This window comes from Ralstonia condita, from assembly GCF_958405655.1.
Lineage (GTDB): Bacteria > Pseudomonadota > Gammaproteobacteria > Burkholderiales > Burkholderiaceae > Ralstonia > Ralstonia condita.
The window spans coordinates 31,040-47,405 of the sequence record NZ_CATYWO010000008.1 but is presented as its reverse complement, the minus strand read 5'-3'; the positions used below and the strand labels follow the sequence as shown (position 1 = coordinate 47,405).

Genomic DNA, 16,366 nt, shown 5'->3' with positions numbered 1-16,366 from the left:
CCCCCTGACATTGCGCCATGACCACCGCACGTGCCGCCCGTCGTCGTCTGATTGCTTCTGCTGCGCTGCTTTGCGCAGGCATGCCGCTGCTGGTCGCCGTGCCCGCGCAAGGACAGGATTATCCGCTCAGGCCGATCCGCATCATCGTCGCGTATCCGACCGGTGGCATTTCAGACAACGTGGCACGGGCGCTCGGCGAGAGGCTTTCCGCCCAGCTTGGTCAGCCGGTGGTGGTGGAAAACCGTGCGGGCGCAGGCGGCAGCATCGGCATGGACGCCGTAGCCAAGGCGGCGCCCGACGGCTACACGCTCGGCTTCTCGTCGGTCAGTCCGCTCACGCTCAATCCCTATTTCGGCAGGCTGCCGTACGACCCGCTCAAGGACATCGCCCCCGTGGCCAATGTCATGTACGCGCCGATGATCCTGCTGGGCACGCCCGCGTTCACGGGCAAGAGTTTTGCCGACGTGCTGAGCCAGTCTCGCGCCAAGCCGGGTTCGATTCGCTGGTCGACCTCGGGTGTTGGTACGGTCGGGCATCTGGCGCTGGAGCAGGTCAAGTCGCAGGCGCACGTCGATATCACGCTGATCCCGTATAAGGGGGGTGGCCAACAACTGACCGATGCGCTGGGCGGCCAGGTGGAGGTGATGTCGACCAACGTCGGCCCGACGCTGATGCAACACATCACCAGCGGCAAGCTGCGCCCGCTCGCGGTGGGCGCGCCGCACCGGCTCGATACGCTGCCGAATGTACCGACCTTCGCAGAACTGGGCTATGCCAAGGCGAACATGGCGTCGACCTTCGGCGTGTTCGCGCCGGCCAGGACGCCCGCGCCTGTCATTGCGCGGTTGAACGCCGAGATCAACAAGGCGTTGTCCGCCGCAGACCTGCGTGACCGCCTCACGCAGGCCGCCGTTGTGCCGGCAGGCGGCACGGCCCAGCAATTTGCGGCGGCCATCCGCGCCGAATACGACAGCAATGGCCGCATCGTGCGCGCCGCCGGCATCAAGGAACCGTGACACCCGGGCGCGCGCGCCCATGAAAAACGGACCCCGCGGGGTCCGTTTTGCACTGGCGTGATGCCGATTACGCCTTCTTCGCCCAGGCGCTGCACCAGCCCTTGTTGGCGACGTCCTTGCCGGCGAACAGCGGGCAGGCTCCCTGAGCTGCCGTGCCACCCTGGTACAGGGCGCAGTTGCCGCAATGCTGATCCGGCGTGTGCTTGGGGAACTTGGCCTTGTCGGCCTTCGCGCTGTCGGACACGTAGCCCAGTGCCTTGGCCTGCGGGTCGCTCTCAGCCACCATCGGTGCGGCCGTTGCCAGGTCCGACATCGACATGCCGACGGCGCCCGCGGCGGCCACGATGGGAATGCTCTTCAGGAATTGACGACGAGTGGACATGCTGATTCCTTTTGTGGGAGTGTGTTGTATGGCGTCCCGTGCCGGGCCGTGTCAAACACCGGCTCGCCCTGAGGGACTGCGGACGGCGTCGGCGCGCCGCTTTCCGCTTGTGCATTCTGGCACAGCAATCGTCCGCTGGCATCTGCGTGTGGTCAATGTTCCGCATACTGGCGCGCAGGAATCATCGACTTCAGCCGGGGGGAGGATGGGCTCTGCGACAGGATGCCGCGTTGATGCTGGGGGGAACGTCAAGTGACGTAAGCCAAGTGGCGCGCCATACAGGAAGTGGCTGGGCACTGGGAAGAATGCGTACCGACGCCCCATGGGGTCAGCAGGGTGTTATGAATTTCCTCTCGATCGTCACGAGCCGCAGCACGTGCAAATGGAGCTTGGCCGGCAGTGTCCGTGGCGCTTGACTTATGCCTCATCCCGCCGCGAATCAACAAAAAGTAAACCGAGACAATCGTAAGGACAAAATTTGCTTCTAGCGAGCCTATCAACCAGCGGATTGCCTCAAATTCACGTGAGTTGCTCTCGCAGCAAGTCGGCGGGTTCGATATCTAAGACCGCTGCGATTGTCTGCAAATTATCAAGAGTAATGTTTGTAACTGCACGTTCCACCTGGCTGATATACGTGCGATGAAAGCCGCACTCTGCGCCCAGCGTCTCTTGAGAAATTTGTCGTTGCCGTCGCGCTCGCCGTAAGTTTTCCGCGAGACGTTCGCGTAGCCAGTGCTCGAATTTCTTTTCCGTTTCCATGGGCGCAAGCGTCATGCAGCACGCTGTTTTCGTCTACCGCTTTGGCATCTACTGTGTTTACATCTACTGGATATACATCTACAATTTGAATGTAATTTTCTCAGTTCGCGGGTCTGGGGGCCGTAGACATATGGCGCTGTCCGGGCCGCTCGTGCTCTCGGTAAACGCCTCAAAAAGGAGGCGTCAGTCTCTATCGGGGTTTTCGAATCCCGCAGTTGCCTGTAGGAGCATCGCATTCGCCGAACTGAGCCTTTGTAAACGTGCGACGCCTTTAGTCATTGAACTCGAACCGAGCGCTCTTCTCTGGTATTGACGCCTACACCCCGATAACGTTTGTTGGAGGAATCGTATGCAGCGCCAATACCGCACGGCTGCATCACATTTGTTAAATCTGGCCTCACGACCCATGCGCGCAGTACTTTTCCTCGGCTACGACGGTTGTCTGCACCCTATGCCCGTCTCCCACACTGGTCACGAGCCGATCCTGCATGACGAAAGCTCAGCGTTCTTCGAACATGCGTCGGACCTTGCGATGCTACTGGCCCCATATCCGGATATTGATATTGTTCTCAGCACGGACTGGGTGGGGTGCTATGGAGCGGCGGCTGCGATCAGCCATCTTCCAGAGCCGTTACAACAGCGCGTTGTTGGCACGATCGACGAGTTCAATCACGACCCCCTCAAGCCAGTTTTGGTTAGCAAGTTCGACAGGATCATGTACTACGTTACCCGCAGGCGTGTGGATTTTTGGCTTGCGGTCCATTTCGACGATGGTGCCTGGCCACGCGCATTCATAACCCATTTGGTTTGGTCTGATCCTCACCTCGGAATCGGTAAGCAGACGATCCGGGACGATCTAAAGGACAAGCTCTGCCTTCTAAATGCGCGTAGCCAACGATGGCGTTGGTGAGCTGTCATCGACGCCTGTGCCGCCAACCGACCTGGTGCATTGGATTTGCCTCAGCATTCGTATCAGTGACATATTTGCCCTCTCGACTAGACGACCGTAGTTCGTCTCCAATATGACGGTCCTCTTCCTGGACTACGACGGTTGTCTGCACGCCGATGATGTCTATCTAATTGATGGCGTCCCCACAATGCGGAGACCGGGCGCTCAAATTTTTGAGCACGCGAATCTGCTGGCAAAGATCTTGACGCCGTACCCAGATGTACAGATTGTCCTGAGTACGTCTTGGGTGGGCACGTTCAATCTGGTACGGGCAAAGTTATATCTGCCGCAGACATTGCAGCAGCGCGTTGTCGGAACGACTTATGCGTACAGAACTGACAAGGAGGCGTGGGCCGAGCTCAGTAGGTTCGAGCAGATCATTCGTTACGTGCGTGCGCAGAATCTCCAAGCATGGCTCGCGCTCGATGATGACGACACTGGCTGGCCCGAGCCCTACAAGCAAAACCTCGTGTGTCCCGCTCCGAGATTCGGAATAGGGGAGCCGCGTGTTCAACTCGTGCTAGCCGAGAAGCTCGCGAAGATGAGCCGTGGCGCAGAGCGCGTTGACGTGAACCAGCTAACAGGCTCCTCCTCGGCAGATCGACCGCGCTTGCTGCGAAGTCGTGGCTGTCAGCGCGATGCGCTACTTGCCAAGAGTTCACTTTTGACCGGACTGTCATGCGCATTTGATGCAGCATATCTGTGCTTCGTCGAAGTAGCGGAATCTAGAGGAATCGACGTGGCCAATTTGGAGCATCCGAGCCATACCGTTATCTCGTTGTCGTCAATGGTCCTTCGTTTGATAGACGGAGATATTGAAGTCGCGCTACGACTCGGCAGTTGGTGTCAGCAGAGCCGCTCGGTGGATTCCGCACCATGTAACCTCGAACGGGCGCTGACACTTGCACAGCAGGTGTATATACGCACCGTGGCGTTGCTCGATGCCGAGGTCGTGCGTCCGAGCAACCCCTATCAAACGTGAATGATGGACTGCGAGCGCATGGTTGGCACCACTCACACAGGGTGCTGGCTACGCACGAGATTGTGCGGGGAAGCATCTTGAGCACAGGGACACCGAAGTGTTTCCACTTCAAGCACGATTCTCCCAAGCGCCACTAGCGACTTAATGTGGAGCTACGATGCCGATATGGCAAGCGAGACCGGTCGCAGACGTACCTGAAATAGCGCTCGTAGAATGGCGCATCCTGGAAACTGATGCAGGCGAGCGCCATTTTATTGGTATGCGTCCGACTGCAGGCACCGGGCGAGTGAGCTCGGCTATCGTCGGGATTGATATCAACGCGCGAGTCGGCGTAACCCGCTCCGGACGCAAATACCGCCTCTGCGGTCCTCCGAGGCAAGACGAATTGAGCGAGGGAGATTACGTGTGGTCGGCGTGGTGCCAAGTGAATCGCGTTACGGAGTATCGGGATGTCACAAGCGAGATGCTGGCGGCGCCGTAGAGAAGGACGCCGGTCGCGATCACGGAAAAACGCCGGCTATGCTCTTGTGGTTGAATAGGCGCGCGGTAACCGCGATCTGTGGCCTCACACCTAGCCGAGCGAACTGTGATGCCGCGCGGTGTTGTACTCGATACGCCATTCCTCAATCAGCTGCCTGGCGTGGCGCATTGAGACGAACCAGTGCTCGTTCAGGCATTCATCGCAGAACCGCCCGTTGAAGCTCTCGGTGTAGGCATTCTCACTGGCTTACCGGGCCGGATGAACAACAGCATGACGCCCGCCTCGTAGGCCCACGCGTCCAGCACCTTAGAAGCGAACTCCGGACCGTTGTCATCACCGCTTGACGCTCGCAAGCGAATCGTACTAAGCGCATGCGTCTGCCATCGACGAGTCAAGATGACATTTTGATGTCACCGGGTTAGTTTCATTTTCCTAACAACTGATTTTAGTTATTTCTAATTCCACACTCGACACATCTTCTTGTCCGCCATACATTCCACCTCGGTCGGCGATGCATCTCTCTCTCCCGCCATCGTCCTCCAGGCGCAGCGATATTGCTGTGCCTCTTTTTTTTGAGGAGAGGATAGGTTTGGGCAGCCACACAAGATGGCCGATGGCACTTGCTGTCAAATTGCAGTTCAGCCGAGCGCTCACGCTGGCGCCAGGGAAACGTCTTTAGGCCATTGCAAGTTCGGGCCCGGCGCCATTGGCGACTGCCACTTCCACGGAAGACACCCATCTCCGTCTGAGCACCTGGCCGCCGGTACTCGCAATCGGAAGTACGCAGATGTGGTGAGCCGTTACCTATCGTTGGCTACCTCCTTGCGAGCTAACAAATGACCCCCTCCATTATGAGGTGCATGGAAATGCAGCTCCTGCGAGTGGTTTTCCAGCCCATCGGGACGATTTCGTCTTCTCAAGTTTTGGGCTATGAGGCTCTCGTCCGTGGTCCAAAAGGCTCGCCCATAGAATTTCCTCAGGCGCTATTCGAGCAGGCTCAACGTGAGGGCTGCATGGCTAGCCTGGAACGGTTCGCAGCCAAATTAAGCGCCGCTACTTTTGCCAAGATGGGCCTGCAAGGCAACAGGGGAAGACCTGGTTCGTGCGGTGACGGAAGCTCGCATCGAGGCAGCGAGATACGCAAATCCACTGACCCTTCTGCCAGGCAACATTCCGATCGACGCTCACATGACTCGGCTCTTGGAAAGTAAGGTGCCATTTCATGCCTGCTATCTTGACTTGAATAGTTTCAAGCCGTTCAACGATGTCTACGGCTACTGGCAGGGCGATAAGATGATCAAGCTGGCAGCTGCAACCCTTGCCGAAGCCTGCGACCCGCAGAAAGACTTTCTAGGCCACATCGGAGGAGATGATTTCTTCATCCTATTCCGGAGCCCCGATTGGGAAGCGCGTATTCGCGCCGCGATGGCAAAGTTTGATGAGTCAGCGGTAAAGCTCTACGCTCCTGCAGATATCAGTGTCGGTGGCATTCAGAGCGAAGATCGTCACGGCGACCTTCGCTTCTACAACTTTGTGACCATCGCTGCCGGTGTTGTGCCGGTTAAGGCCGGCTCTGTTATCGATGCGAGTGCTATTGCCACCCAAGCGGCTGCAGCTAAGAGGCGGGCAAAACGTGCGGGGGATAGATTCTTCGTGTGCCCTGAGCAATCTGCCGAAATGGACTATTGCTGCTGAGACGCGTTGGTTACGTAGCTGGGCGATTCCGAATGTAGTTAGGCTGTCAGGGGTGTGCCAGCTCTGGTAAGGTTGGCGCACTGAGTGCGCGCTCGGTACTGGAACTGCAACCGGCGATGGCCTCTGCGGAGCGTTAACAGCTGCATTGGCGTACGCACTTGAGAACGTGTTCGCGCCTTCCGTGGGATCTGCCGCTCCCGCTGCTCTCACCACACATTAGGAAAAGGAAAGGTTAACGCGCATGGACTTGCTGCAAATTCTGATTCTCGCTCTTGTCCAGGGGGCAGCCGAACTATTGCCAATCTCCAGCTCGGCTCACGTGATCGTCGCCGAGAAGCTGATGGGGTTGGACCCGACCCTGCCGGAAATGACGCTGATGCTTGTCATGCTGCACACCGGTACGATGTTCGCCGTCATCGTCTACTTCTGGAAGGCTTGGCGCGCCACGTATTTGAGCTCGGCTCGGGCATTTCGCTCGAATGCGTTGCTGCTCATCATCGCCACGGCCGCGACTGGTGTTGTCGGACTGGCCTTGCTGCAAGCCATCAAGCATGTAGTCGCTGGCAATGCTCCCGACTTCGAAATCGAACGTCTGTTCGGCAACGCCAAGCTGATGGCTACCGCACTAGCCGCTGCGGGTGTATTGATCATCGTATCGTCCCGCCTGCCACAGAGTACAAACGATGGACTGACGCCGCGTCGTGCCGCGTGGATCGGCGCGGTGCAGGGTCTGTGCTTGCCATTCCGTGGGTTCTCGCGCTCGGGCGCCACGATTTCGACTGGCATCGCCTTGGGCGTGGGCCGTCGGCGGGCGGAGGAATTCAGCTTTGCGCTGGCTGTGGTCCTGACACCCGCTGTGATCGTCAGAGAAGGCTATCGCCTCTACCAAGCACATGCCGCCGCCACAGCAGTGCAAACCGGCGGCCTAATGCATGTGGTGAGCTTCAGCATGATCGGCATGGCACTGAGCTTTCTGGCAGGATTAGCGGCGCTGCGCTGGCTCTCAAGCTGGCTGGAAAGAGGCCGCTGGCATTTCTTCGGTGCGTACTGCCTGTTCGCAGCGTTGATCGTGCTTTGGATTGGCTGACGTGAACCGAGGCTCTGATGCTTCTCTACGCTCGGTTCCGAGCGTCATCCGCGTATGGCGATGTAGTTGACGGTGTTTGAGAGATATAGGCTAGTGGCTGCTTCCGGCAAGGGCTAAACGCAGCGATAACATCATCATCCCGCCGCAATTTCAGGCGGCCGTATCCCGCCCCTCGAGGGCGATAGAGAACCACCGCTCGGCGATCGCACGACCCTCGCGCATGCCTGCGGCAATCGCTGCATCGGCCGAATCAAAATCGGCGGACACATGATGGAACCGCTGCATCTGCGGATACGACATGGTTCCGACTTTGGGCGCGCAGATGAACCCGGTGTACGCGTATCTGAAATCGGAGCCTCTGCCGAGCACGGCAAGCACATGAATTGAGCAGCCCCTGAATTCCTGAATTGCCCACTGCTGCATTCCAACTCCCTTTTTCCCCTCACCCCGTTATTCTCGGCGTCGCACAGCAGCAAAGCAATCGTAGGATGCTTGCATCACATGTATGACAAAATTTTGTCATAACTTTTGTGTAACCTTGCGCCGTGATGAGAGATGGACCCTCGTCTTCTCCTCGTGCGCAGTCAAGATGGCTGCGCTTTTTTTTTGGCTTTCGTCGATTGAACGTCTGCAACGTGCTTGCGGCCGTATGAGCGTGCTCGCGCGAATTTTTTTCGTGGAAGCGCGGAGAAGCCCCCCGCGCTGCATACCTGTGCCATCAAACCTTCGTTGGTCGGCCCGTCTTCACAGAATCTAGTTTCGCTAGAACGGCAAGCAGGCGATTCGCCGGCATCGCCGCCAGTAGATTGACTCCGGCACGCAGGAGTTCGCTCTTCTTGACCTTCTTTCCACCTGCGAGACACCTCTCCTTGAGTTCGGCGAGCATTCGATAGTCTGCTTCCGGCATCGTGAAACTGTCCCGCACAACCTTGGTTTTCTTCGGCTTCTCCGGAGCCATCTCTCCCGCTGGGGTAGCCACACTGACAGCACGCCTTGTCTTCTTTTGGCTCTTCTCTAGCACGGCTGGCGATGCCGCCGGCTTGGCCGAGCTCTGTTTGGTGGCTCGCGAGCCTGCGCTCGCTTCAGATTTGGTTCGGCCAGTCTTTGCTGTGGCACTGGAGGATGCGTTCTCAGCCGCTGCCGCTTGCTTTGCCATTTCGAGTTCCATCTGGTGCCCCTTTTTTTTATATGTACTGAAACAGTATATATAGTTTTCGATGTGCACAAAATTTGAGCATACCGATCAAACTGAGTCCCGGCGCCGCCTGACGAAGCTCGAAGCGGATCTTGCCCACAGCTTATGTGGATAAGTTGCTGCCCTTTCCCTGCCGATACACCAAGGACAACCTCAGCGCTCGCGGGGAAGAGACCTTAACGCCGTAACGGCAGCGCGACGTCGGGCCTTTTTCTCCTTTTTAAGCCACTGCGCAAACAGTTCGTGGGCTGGCGCGTACTCTGCTCTGACGGCAACCTGGGAGATGTAGGTCGCTCCGACAACCACGTCGTTCAGCTCCCCTAACGCGTCTTGAAGCTGTTCCAGCCGGCGAATCCGTTTGATATCTTTTTTGCCCAGCACGGGCGAGAAGAACTCAAGCAGGTAACGCAGCCGCTTGATTTGGATACGCGTCTGATGCAATTCCTGTAAGCCACCATTCGACGCGCGACGAAGCGCTCGATTCACCCGCCTGGACGCCGCTGCGATTCTGGCGTGCGCAAATTTTTCGAGTGTCTCGCTGGTCTCTGGCTGCACTTGCGTTGCGTTGCCAATCGCTTCGCGAAAGTCAGGGTGCGCAGCGTTGAGCTATCAGGGCTGGCCGCACACAATCAGATACGGCAAGGAAGCGGCGGATTGAAATTCGGCACTTCGATAGCGAGGCATCCGGAAAGGACGGACGATCGTCAGGGGGCGAATTGTAACTGCACGCTTTCATACTTGCGCAATAAATTCTCAAGGAATCGGACCACCTGCTCTTCGTCTTCGACGAACTGCATTACCTCAGGATCCTCGCGATCTTCTTCGGATAACTCGTCCATGTCGTACTCAAGGACAAGTTGCCACTGCACGTCCTCCTCCTCGCTTATCCCGAAGTGCTCAAGAAGCCAGGCGTACTGCTCAGGCTCGCCACTCAATCCTCCATCGCCCCAGACCTGTTCCATTCGGGTAAGGATGGCATTGATAAGCTCGGCTCGATCCATGTCGAAGAGTTCCTCGCTGTGTATTGCGTCAAACAGTCTACCAAACGCTGAAGAGTATGGCCGCACGTGGATCACCTCGCGCGTCTGCTCTACGGTACGAGAACCGGTGGCTGGGAAGGAGTGGAGGAATCGCAGGCTGCGCCGCCAAATAAAAAGGTGGGCTGAACAGCGCCTTTTTCGCAGCAGTATGGCTTGCTGCTTGAGCGGAAGCCGACGTCGCGCCCACAGCGCCGACATGACGACAAGATCGCCATGACCATTCTTGCGGCGTCCAATGGCTCGGACGAAGTTGATGCTCGGGTCCGGAATTTCGCCGCTAAGCAGGCGTCCCATGCTAGCTGTTCCGCTAAGTTGTGGAATCTCGGCTGTCCGCAGATGGCTCGGACGCTTGGCCCTTGACTATTTCCGAGGGGGGCGGGGCGAGATATCTCGCGGATCTTGGTTACCCCGCCTGATGCGGGGCTCGGCGTCTTACGGCATTTGTCAAAGCTTTGAATCTTCTGGTTACATGCGTTGATCTTTTAAATAAATGTCTTTTTGTTTTATTGTGTTTGTCAAAAAGAAAAATATCGAATATTAAAGCATTGTTGTTAAAATCGATATCGTCTAAGGTGCTTCTGTGTAATCTTAAGGTTTAAGCGCTGCCAGAGTGCTTCGGGAGTCAGGCGTTGGAGGGATGTGGTATGAGAGTGAATGTTGCGGCCAAGCTAGAACCTCGCCCGGCTAGCATTTTGTCCGATACGGTGCGCATCAATGCGAGGACTTCTCGCGCTCGCAATCCACGGCAACAATCCGTTATTTTGGAATATCGCGATGTGCGGATCACGCTGTTTCTTGCGGGAGACTATGCCGTCGATGAACTCTTGCCAAGCGAATGCACTGTACTCGAACAAATCATGGCTTGCTATTTAGCAAATTTCGCATGCGTTTCAACCGTGCCGGGAAGCGCCGACTCTGTAGGTCGCGGTCAAACGCAGTCAGCTCGATGTGCCGAGCGTCTTTCCTTTGGGTGCCGTCACTAGACAAGCGTGAGATACCCCGTCACGCGCCGGACGGTGCTGGTAGGGTGCGTTTCAGGGGCATTGGAGATAGACATGAGAATTGCGCTGTACGTCCGAGTTTCAACGGAGAGGCAGGCTGATCAAGGCATGTCAATGGACGACCAAGTGGCCGTAATGAAGAAATGGGCACACGATAAAGGCCACGTCATTGTCGAAATCTTTGAGGAGCCGGGAGCATCAGCTTATGCCCTCGAACGCAGGCGCCCCGTTTTCGACCGTATGGTTGGCGCTGCGCTCTCACCAGAAAAGCCGTTTGACCTGATCGTCGTGCACGCTCAGAACCGGTTCTATCGTCGAAATGCTGAGCGCGAGATTTTGGAGCGAAAGCTTGGGCAGAATGGTGTTCAACTTGTAATCTTCGGCCAACCTCGCCCCGAAGATGAGCGATCTTCATTTCTTGTTAGAAACGTCACCGGCATTCTTGACGAACTGCAGAGCCTAAGTACGGGGGTGCGAGTCGCTGACTGTATGAGAGCTAATGCAGTGGCAGGCTACTTCAATGGCTCAAAGCCTCCGTATGGATACAGAATTGTCGCCACCGACATACCGGCACGGAGTGGTGTGAAGAAAATCCTTGTAGTGGACGACGAAGAAGCTGAGGTCGTCCGTCGAATCTTCAGACTTGCGCGATTTGGAAAAGACGGTTTAGTTATGGGGATGAAGCGAATTGCCGAGGAATTGAATGCGAGTGGGCTGCAACATCGAGGCACAAAATGGACGATTCGCCATGTGGAGATGGTCTTAGAGAACTCCGCGTGCATCGGTGAGCTCGTGACGTTCAAAAGAAATTCGCACACAAACCGTCCTCATCCCAGGGAGGAATGGGTCACGACACAGATTCCGGCTATTTTGGGAAGGGACGAGTTTGACGCTGTGCATAGAGTACTTGCAACGCGTCGCCCCCCAAACACCGACAATCGTGCTGCACAGGTCCCCACGCTTTTGACCGGACTACTCATCTGCGGTCGCTGCAACAAGGGGCTTACGCTTGCCACGGGGAAATCCGGCCGATACAAATACTATCGATGCGCATCCAAGCAGAAAATCAGCCCTTCCGCTTGCTCCTGCCCGAATCTTCCAAAGGAGCGCCTAGACCGATTGGTATTGACCGCACTCATTGAGCGTGTCCTGAGTACAGAACGAGTAGCAGGCATCATGGGCGAACTGATGGCCATCTGGAAAGACGCGAAGCAGCCTGATCCGAAGAGACTTCAATTGCTACGCACTCGACTGGCCGCGCTGGATGCCGCTCTTGGCCGCATGTACGAACAGGTTGCAAAGAAAAATATCGATCTTGATTCGACGCTGCAGGCGCATATCAGGCGAAAGCAGCACGAGCGGGAGACGGTTGAAGCGGAATTGCGAGGCTTGGAAGCACGCCAGCATCTTCCCTTTCGGAAAGTGAGCCGCGAGCATATCGAGGAGTTTTTATCGATAGCGCGGACCGAGCTCGGCGACCCGGACAATCCTCTTGCGAGGCAATACCTTCGGGCTCTCGTTACCGAAATCCGCGTTGATGCTGCTTGCTGCCGCATCCGGGGAAACCGGGCGCAATTGGCATCCGCGATGTCGCATTGGAGCAACATGCCGGGCGAAGTGCCCAGTGACGCATCAGATTGGCGCGCCCGGCTGGGATCGAACCAGCAACCCCTGCCTTCGGAGGGCAGTACTCTATCCATTGAGCTACGGGCGCGTGTCGGCACAGAACGTACCGAAAGAAGAGCCCCGCAGAATAGCGTATTTGCCGCTGTGCGTCCATCGCACTCAGGGGATGGCGTAAGGCGCAACGCCGTTTTCAGCGGTTTTTGACCCAAGTCGAAAAGCGCCGCCTAGGGCTCTCCCGCGTGTCAAACGGCTAGGCATTGCGGATATAATCGCCCGTCATTTGCCAGAAAATAATACGGGGACAGGTCTGTTCGGGCTGATCGGCGATTGCCGGGGTCCTCCTGCCCTCATCGTGACCCAACGCGGCCCCACGCGCGGTCGGCATAGCTCGTGACTCATGCCGGTCGCGCTCAAGGGGTTCCAAGAGCGGTTTCACCATCCTGAGAGTTGAGCATGAGCGACGCGCAACACGACGAACACGAGCCTCTGATCAAGACCCCGAAGCAGCTGATCATCACGGTGATCGCCGCGTTCGTCGTTCCCATTCTCATCATCATCATGCTGGCCAACTATGTTGGCCTGGGCGCCAAGGACGGTGCGGGCAGCGCTGGCATGTCCGAGGAAGCGGTCAATGATCGCATCAAGCCCGTCGCGCAACTGGACCTCAAGGACCCCAACGCGCCGCGTGTCTTCAAGACTGGCGAACAGCTGTACAAGGAAGTCTGCGCGACCTGCCACGCCGCGGGTGTGGCCGGGGCGCCCAAGTTTGGCGATGCGGCAAGCTGGGCTCCGCGTCTGCCGCAAGGGCTCGACGGCCTGACCAAGGTTGCGCTGGCCGGCAAGGGCGGCATGCCCGCACGCGGCGGCACGTCACCCGATGACGTGAGTGACTACGAGATTCAGCGCGCCATCGTCTACATGGCCAATTCGGCTGGCGGCAAGCTGCAGGAGCCGGCGGCGCCGGCCGGTGGCGCCGCTGCGCCCGCCGCAGCATCGGCGCCGGAAGCTGCTGCACCGGCCGCCGCAGCCCCGGCACCTGCTGCCGCAGCGCCCGCAGCGTCGGCTGCACCGCAAGCTGCAGCGGGCGATGTTGGCAAGAAGGTCTACGAGTCGACGTGTCAGATGTGCCACGCCGCTGGCCTGGCAGGGGCGCCGAAGTTTGGCGACAAGGCAGCCTGGGCCCCGCGGCTCGCCCAAGGCAAGGCCAAACTCTACGAGAGCGCTTTGCACGGCAAGAATGCGATGCCGCCCAAGGGCACGTATGCCGGCTCGGATGACGATGTCAAAGCTGCCGTCGACTACATGGCCGCCGCCGCGAAGTAAGTCGTTCGACGTTCGTGTCTCGGAAAGGCCCGCCCTGCGCGGGCTTTTTTGTTGCCGGCTGAAAGGGCGGGGCTAAGTTCGGCACGCCGATTGCTACAGGTCTTTCGATGTGCGGCAGAAGGTGCCGTGACGGTAGGCCGCACGCACGGTATGACGCGAATGGAGGTAGCCATGCGAAAGACTCGAATGATATTGGCCTATTGGGCGGCATGCGCCCTGATGATCTGCAACGCGAAGGCCATGGCGGCCGACAACTGGGTCAAGCTGACCCCGTTGGCGAACAATGCCGGCACGCTCTATCTGGACAAGGACTCCATCGAGCGCAACAGCGATGGCACGGTACGCGCCACCTCGCGCGACGCCTATGACGCGCCACGCAAGCTCGCAGACGGCAAGACGTACCAATATGACTCGCGTACCTCGGTCTACGACTGCAAGAACGATCGCATCCTGCCGGTCAGCGCGCTGATCCAGGACAGCCAGCACGCCACGGTGCTGACCAAGAACATCGACGGCCCCCGATGGGAAGCCGTCGTGCCGCATTCTGAAGGTGAGGCGATCCTGCGCGCCGTGTGCCAGAAGTAGCGCGGTGGCCCTACTGCACGGCCGGTGCGGGCGCCAGGTCCACGCGCAGCGTGCCGTCCGCATCCATGCGCGTGGTGCCGCGCGCGGCGGCTTCGCGATAGTGGTAGAGGTCGAATCGCAGCGGCTCGCGCGTGGACGTATCGGTGACGAGGACGCGACTGTTCGTCACCAGCACGTTGTACATCTTCAGGTCGCCTGACTGGATCCAGATGCGGCTGCCGGCATCGGTGGGCGCAGCTGCGCACAGCATGGGGGCGGGGCCAAAGCCGAGTACCAGCCCATCAGGTGTCACGCGCGCTGTCTTCATCTGTCCGATCAGGCGCGGTGGCGGGAACACCGTGTACTGGTCGAGCACCATGGTGTTGCCGTCCAGCCTGGCGCCCCCGCGTTCGAGCGGCGCGAGTTGCGACAGTTCGAGCCCCATCGCCTTCAGGATCGCCAGCGTCTGGACGCCAAGCACGCGTGCCTCGGTGGGCGTGTAGACGAGGTAACGCGATTCCCTGAGTGCCAGCGTGCCGCGCATGCCGAACGGCAGCCAAACGCCCGGGAAATGATCGCGCAGCTTCAGGCCTCCCGACACGTCGAGTACCCCATCCCCCGGTGTGAGCGACAGCGCGTTGAGCGAGCGCGGCGAGTAGTCCAGCAGGTACGTATTGAACAGGGCGTCGAGCGAGGCCTTGGGTACCGTCACTTCGCCGCCGAGGATGCGGATATCGAACTGGCTCGGATCGTCCATGTCGACCGGCTGACCGGGCGTCCGCGGCACAAGCTGTGCAGTCAGCTCGTGCACACGGAATCCGATATCGCCCGTGATGCGGAAATCGACGTTGCGCATCTGTACCACCGGCGGCGCCGTGCCGGAATTGCGCGGGGTGGCCACGTCACTGGCGTTGGCGGCGCCGGAGCTTGGATCGCAGCGCTGCGTCCATCGTTCGCGTACGGCGGTCAATTCCTTGCGCTGCACGCCGGCCATGGGCGGCTCGCTGGCACGGCAGAGCGCGCTTGCCAGGAGGCCGGCCAGACCGAGTGCCAGCAGCGCGAGGCGCAACGTCATCGTGGCGAGTGCGAAGGCGGGGGCGATCATTGCACGGTCCTCCGGGCGAGTTGCACAGCGGCTTTCCCAGGACGGGCCGCGGCCAGTGTGTCGAACGACGGCATCAGCACGCGGATGCCGCCATCCGGCGAAAAGCGCAGCGAGCCTGCCACGAGCTGATCCCGATAGCGATACAGGTTGAAGACAAACGGCCTGGACGGATCGGCGACGACGATATCGATGCGCGCATTCATCGGCATGGAGCGCATGAAGCGGATGTCGCCGCCCCGGAACAGGATGTACGGGCGCTGTGTGTCCACGGCGTGTGCCAACGGCGGCATCTGCGGGGTGCCTTCACCGATCTGCATGACGAGACCGTCCCGTGTGACACGGATGGCGGAGAGCTTCAGGTCCAGCGCGGGCGGCGGGAACAACTTCGGTACCTGCATGACGATCTCGCTGCCCGTCAGCTGCACGGCCGGCGTTGACACCGGCAGCAGATCCGCCAGTTCGATATGCGCAGCGCCCATCAGCGCGTCGGCGTCCTGGCCGCGCACTTTCACCACGTTGGGATGGAACACGATGGTCTGCGGGTCACGCAGCACCAGCGGGCCGCGAAGCTCGATCGGCACCCATGCGCCGCGGCGACGCATCTCGGCGTGCATGTCGAGCGCGCCGTCCGCGAGCGCGAAGCTGAAATTGCGCAACGGCGGATCGCTGCCTGGTCCGCGCGCGAAGACGACCGTGTTGAACAGCGCGGCCATGCTCTCGGCTGTCACCCGTACCGTCCCGTTGACCGGTTGCAGCGTGTACGACGCGACATCGTCCAGCCACACCGGGTCGCCCGGCTGGCGCGGCACCATGCGCAACGCAAGGTGGTCAATGACGAAGCCCACGCCGCCGTCGAAGCGGAAGTCGACATGTTGCAGGTAGGAGATCGCGTCGGGTTGACCGGAGTCCCGCAGCGTGGCGGGGCGCGCCTCGCGCGTGGCAAGTCCGCCCGATTGGAACGGCGCATGCGCCTGCGTGCGGGCGTCGTCCAGCTGCTTTGCCTTCTCGGTGGCGATGGCGCCCTGGCGGTCGCCGGCGCTCGCGCAGCTTTGCAGCGCGAACACCGCCACCAAGGCGCCTGCGCCCCGGAGCGCCCAATGACGCCAATCGCGATGGCGTAAGGTCAAGTCCCGCATCGACGGTCTCCTCGTCGTGAGAGTC

Annotated in this window: 15 protein-coding genes, 1 tRNA gene and 2 pseudogenes; 8 read left to right on the top strand and 10 right to left on the bottom strand. The window is 59.2% G+C overall.

The annotated features are described in order from the left end of the window. Positions 1 to 17 precede the first annotated feature (17 nt). Entirely contained in the window at positions 18 to 1,016 is a 999-nt protein-coding gene (locus tag R2N03_RS19070; protein WP_316659417.1) for a Bug family tripartite tricarboxylate transporter substrate binding protein, read from the top strand. A 67-nt stretch (positions 1,017 to 1,083) separates the two neighbouring features. Here the strand turns inward: R2N03_RS19070 and R2N03_RS19065 are convergent, their stop codons facing one another. Beyond that, positions 1,084 to 1,398: a high-potential iron-sulfur protein gene (locus R2N03_RS19065; RefSeq protein WP_316659416.1), complete on the bottom strand. Its 315-nt coding sequence runs from the start codon at positions 1,396 to 1,398 to the stop codon at positions 1,084 to 1,086. Positions 1,399 to 1,917: 519 nt separating this feature from the next. Further along, positions 1,918 to 2,172 carry a helix-turn-helix domain-containing protein gene (locus R2N03_RS19060; RefSeq protein WP_316659415.1) on the bottom strand — a complete coding sequence of 85 codons (255 nt, stop codon included), beginning with the start codon at positions 2,170 to 2,172 and terminating at the stop codon, positions 1,918 to 1,920. Between the two features lie 334 nt (positions 2,173 to 2,506). Here R2N03_RS19060 and R2N03_RS19055 point away from each other — a divergent pair, with 334 nt between their 5' ends. Together R2N03_RS19055 and R2N03_RS19050 are read left to right on the top strand one after the other, a co-directional pair. Then, positions 2,507 to 3,067, top strand: coding sequence for an HAD domain-containing protein (locus tag R2N03_RS19055; RefSeq protein ID WP_316659414.1), 561 nt, complete (start codon positions 2,507 to 2,509; stop codon positions 3,065 to 3,067). Positions 3,068 to 3,179: 112 nt separating this feature from the next. Beyond that, a complete protein-coding gene (locus R2N03_RS19050; protein ID WP_316659413.1) occupies positions 3,180 to 4,088 on the top strand; it encodes an HAD domain-containing protein in 909 nt (302 codons plus the stop codon). A gap of 571 nt (positions 4,089 to 4,659) precedes the next feature. Here R2N03_RS19050 and R2N03_RS19045 read toward each other — a convergent pair. Beyond that, positions 4,660 to 4,901 (bottom strand): annotated as a pseudogene (locus R2N03_RS19045) (integrase core domain-containing protein); the annotation flags it as partial. A gap of 775 nt (positions 4,902 to 5,676) precedes the next feature. On the opposite strand from R2N03_RS19045, the gene R2N03_RS19040 reads away from it, so the two are divergent. After that, positions 5,677 to 6,264, top strand: a complete 588-nt coding sequence (locus tag R2N03_RS19040; protein WP_428984429.1) for a GGDEF domain-containing protein — start codon at positions 5,677 to 5,679, stop codon at positions 6,262 to 6,264. Positions 6,265 to 6,505: 241 nt separating this feature from the next. Continuing rightward, a complete protein-coding gene (locus R2N03_RS19035) occupies positions 6,506 to 7,351 on the top strand; it encodes an undecaprenyl-diphosphate phosphatase (RefSeq protein WP_316659412.1) in 846 nt (281 codons plus the stop codon). A 150-nt stretch (positions 7,352 to 7,501) separates the two neighbouring features. Here R2N03_RS19035 and R2N03_RS19030 read toward each other — a convergent pair whose 3' ends face one another. The 4 genes from R2N03_RS19030 to R2N03_RS19015 form a co-directional block, all read right to left on the bottom strand. Next, positions 7,502 to 7,774, bottom strand: coding sequence for a hypothetical protein (locus tag R2N03_RS19030; RefSeq protein WP_316659411.1), 273 nt, complete (start codon positions 7,772 to 7,774; stop codon positions 7,502 to 7,504). Between the two features lie 295 nt (positions 7,775 to 8,069). Further along, positions 8,070 to 8,519: a hypothetical protein gene (locus R2N03_RS19025; protein ID WP_316659410.1), complete on the bottom strand. Its 450-nt coding sequence runs from the start codon at positions 8,517 to 8,519 to the stop codon at positions 8,070 to 8,072. 180 nt (positions 8,520 to 8,699) lie between these two features. After that, a complete protein-coding gene (locus tag R2N03_RS19020) occupies positions 8,700 to 9,101 on the bottom strand; it encodes a CHAD domain-containing protein (protein ID WP_316659409.1) in 402 nt (133 codons plus the stop codon). Between the two features lie 149 nt (positions 9,102 to 9,250). Continuing rightward, complete coding sequence (locus R2N03_RS19015) at positions 9,251 to 9,880, bottom strand: hypothetical protein (protein WP_316659408.1); 630 nt, start codon at positions 9,878 to 9,880, stop codon at positions 9,251 to 9,253. A 761-nt stretch (positions 9,881 to 10,641) separates the two neighbouring features. Between R2N03_RS19015 and R2N03_RS21050 the strand changes: the two are divergent. After that, positions 10,642 to 11,712: pseudogene (locus R2N03_RS21050) on the top strand (recombinase family protein); the annotation flags it as partial. Between the two features lie 513 nt (positions 11,713 to 12,225). On the opposite strand, the gene R2N03_RS19010 reads toward R2N03_RS21050, so the two are convergent. Beyond that, positions 12,226 to 12,301 (bottom strand) — tRNA-Arg (locus tag R2N03_RS19010). A gap of 365 nt (positions 12,302 to 12,666) precedes the next feature. Here R2N03_RS19010 and R2N03_RS19005 point away from each other — a divergent pair. Both R2N03_RS19005 and R2N03_RS19000 read left to right on the top strand, forming a co-directional pair. Beyond that, positions 12,667 to 13,536, top strand: coding sequence for a c-type cytochrome (locus R2N03_RS19005; RefSeq protein ID WP_316659407.1), 870 nt, complete (start codon positions 12,667 to 12,669; stop codon positions 13,534 to 13,536). A gap of 171 nt (positions 13,537 to 13,707) precedes the next feature. Further along, positions 13,708 to 14,121, top strand: a complete 414-nt coding sequence (locus R2N03_RS19000) for a surface-adhesin E family protein (RefSeq protein ID WP_316659406.1) — start codon at positions 13,708 to 13,710, stop codon at positions 14,119 to 14,121. Between the two features lie 10 nt (positions 14,122 to 14,131). Here R2N03_RS19000 and R2N03_RS18995 read toward each other — a convergent pair whose 3' ends face one another. Beyond that, a complete protein-coding gene (locus R2N03_RS18995) occupies positions 14,132 to 15,205 on the bottom strand; it encodes a DUF2993 domain-containing protein (RefSeq protein ID WP_316659405.1) in 1,074 nt (357 codons plus the stop codon). After that, positions 15,202 to 16,341 (bottom strand): hypothetical protein, encoded by a 1,140-nt coding sequence (locus R2N03_RS18990; RefSeq protein ID WP_316659404.1) that lies wholly within the window; start codon positions 16,339 to 16,341, stop codon positions 15,202 to 15,204. Before R2N03_RS18990 ends, R2N03_RS18995 begins: the two co-directional genes overlap by 4 nt. Between the last annotated feature and the right edge of the window lie 25 nt (positions 16,342 to 16,366).

Coding starts and splice junctions, on each gene's coding strand:
- R2N03_RS19070 (WP_316659417.1), top strand. CDS start 18: ATGACCACCGCACGTGCCGCCCGTCGTCGTCTGATTGCTTCTGCTGCG.
- R2N03_RS19065 (WP_316659416.1), bottom strand. CDS start 1,398: ATGTCCACTCGTCGTCAATTCCTGAAGAGCATTCCCATCGTGGCCGCC.
- R2N03_RS19060 (WP_316659415.1), bottom strand. CDS start 2,172: ATGACGCTTGCGCCCATGGAAACGGAAAAGAAATTCGAGCACTGGCTA.
- R2N03_RS19055 (WP_316659414.1), top strand. CDS start 2,507: ATGCAGCGCCAATACCGCACGGCTGCATCACATTTGTTAAATCTGGCC.
- R2N03_RS19050 (WP_316659413.1), top strand. CDS start 3,180: ATGACGGTCCTCTTCCTGGACTACGACGGTTGTCTGCACGCCGATGAT.
- R2N03_RS19035 (WP_316659412.1), top strand. CDS start 6,506: ATGGACTTGCTGCAAATTCTGATTCTCGCTCTTGTCCAGGGGGCAGCC.
- R2N03_RS19030 (WP_316659411.1), bottom strand. CDS start 7,774: ATGCAGCAGTGGGCAATTCAGGAATTCAGGGGCTGCTCAATTCATGTG.
- R2N03_RS19025 (WP_316659410.1), bottom strand. CDS start 8,519: ATGGAACTCGAAATGGCAAAGCAAGCGGCAGCGGCTGAGAACGCATCC.
- R2N03_RS19015 (WP_316659408.1), bottom strand. CDS start 9,880: ATGGGACGCCTGCTTAGCGGCGAAATTCCGGACCCGAGCATCAACTTC.
- R2N03_RS19005 (WP_316659407.1), top strand. CDS start 12,667: ATGAGCGACGCGCAACACGACGAACACGAGCCTCTGATCAAGACCCCG.
- R2N03_RS19000 (WP_316659406.1), top strand. CDS start 13,708: ATGCGAAAGACTCGAATGATATTGGCCTATTGGGCGGCATGCGCCCTG.
- R2N03_RS18995 (WP_316659405.1), bottom strand. CDS start 15,205: ATGATCGCCCCCGCCTTCGCACTCGCCACGATGACGTTGCGCCTCGCG.
- R2N03_RS18990 (WP_316659404.1), bottom strand. CDS start 16,341: ATGCGGGACTTGACCTTACGCCATCGCGATTGGCGTCATTGGGCGCTC.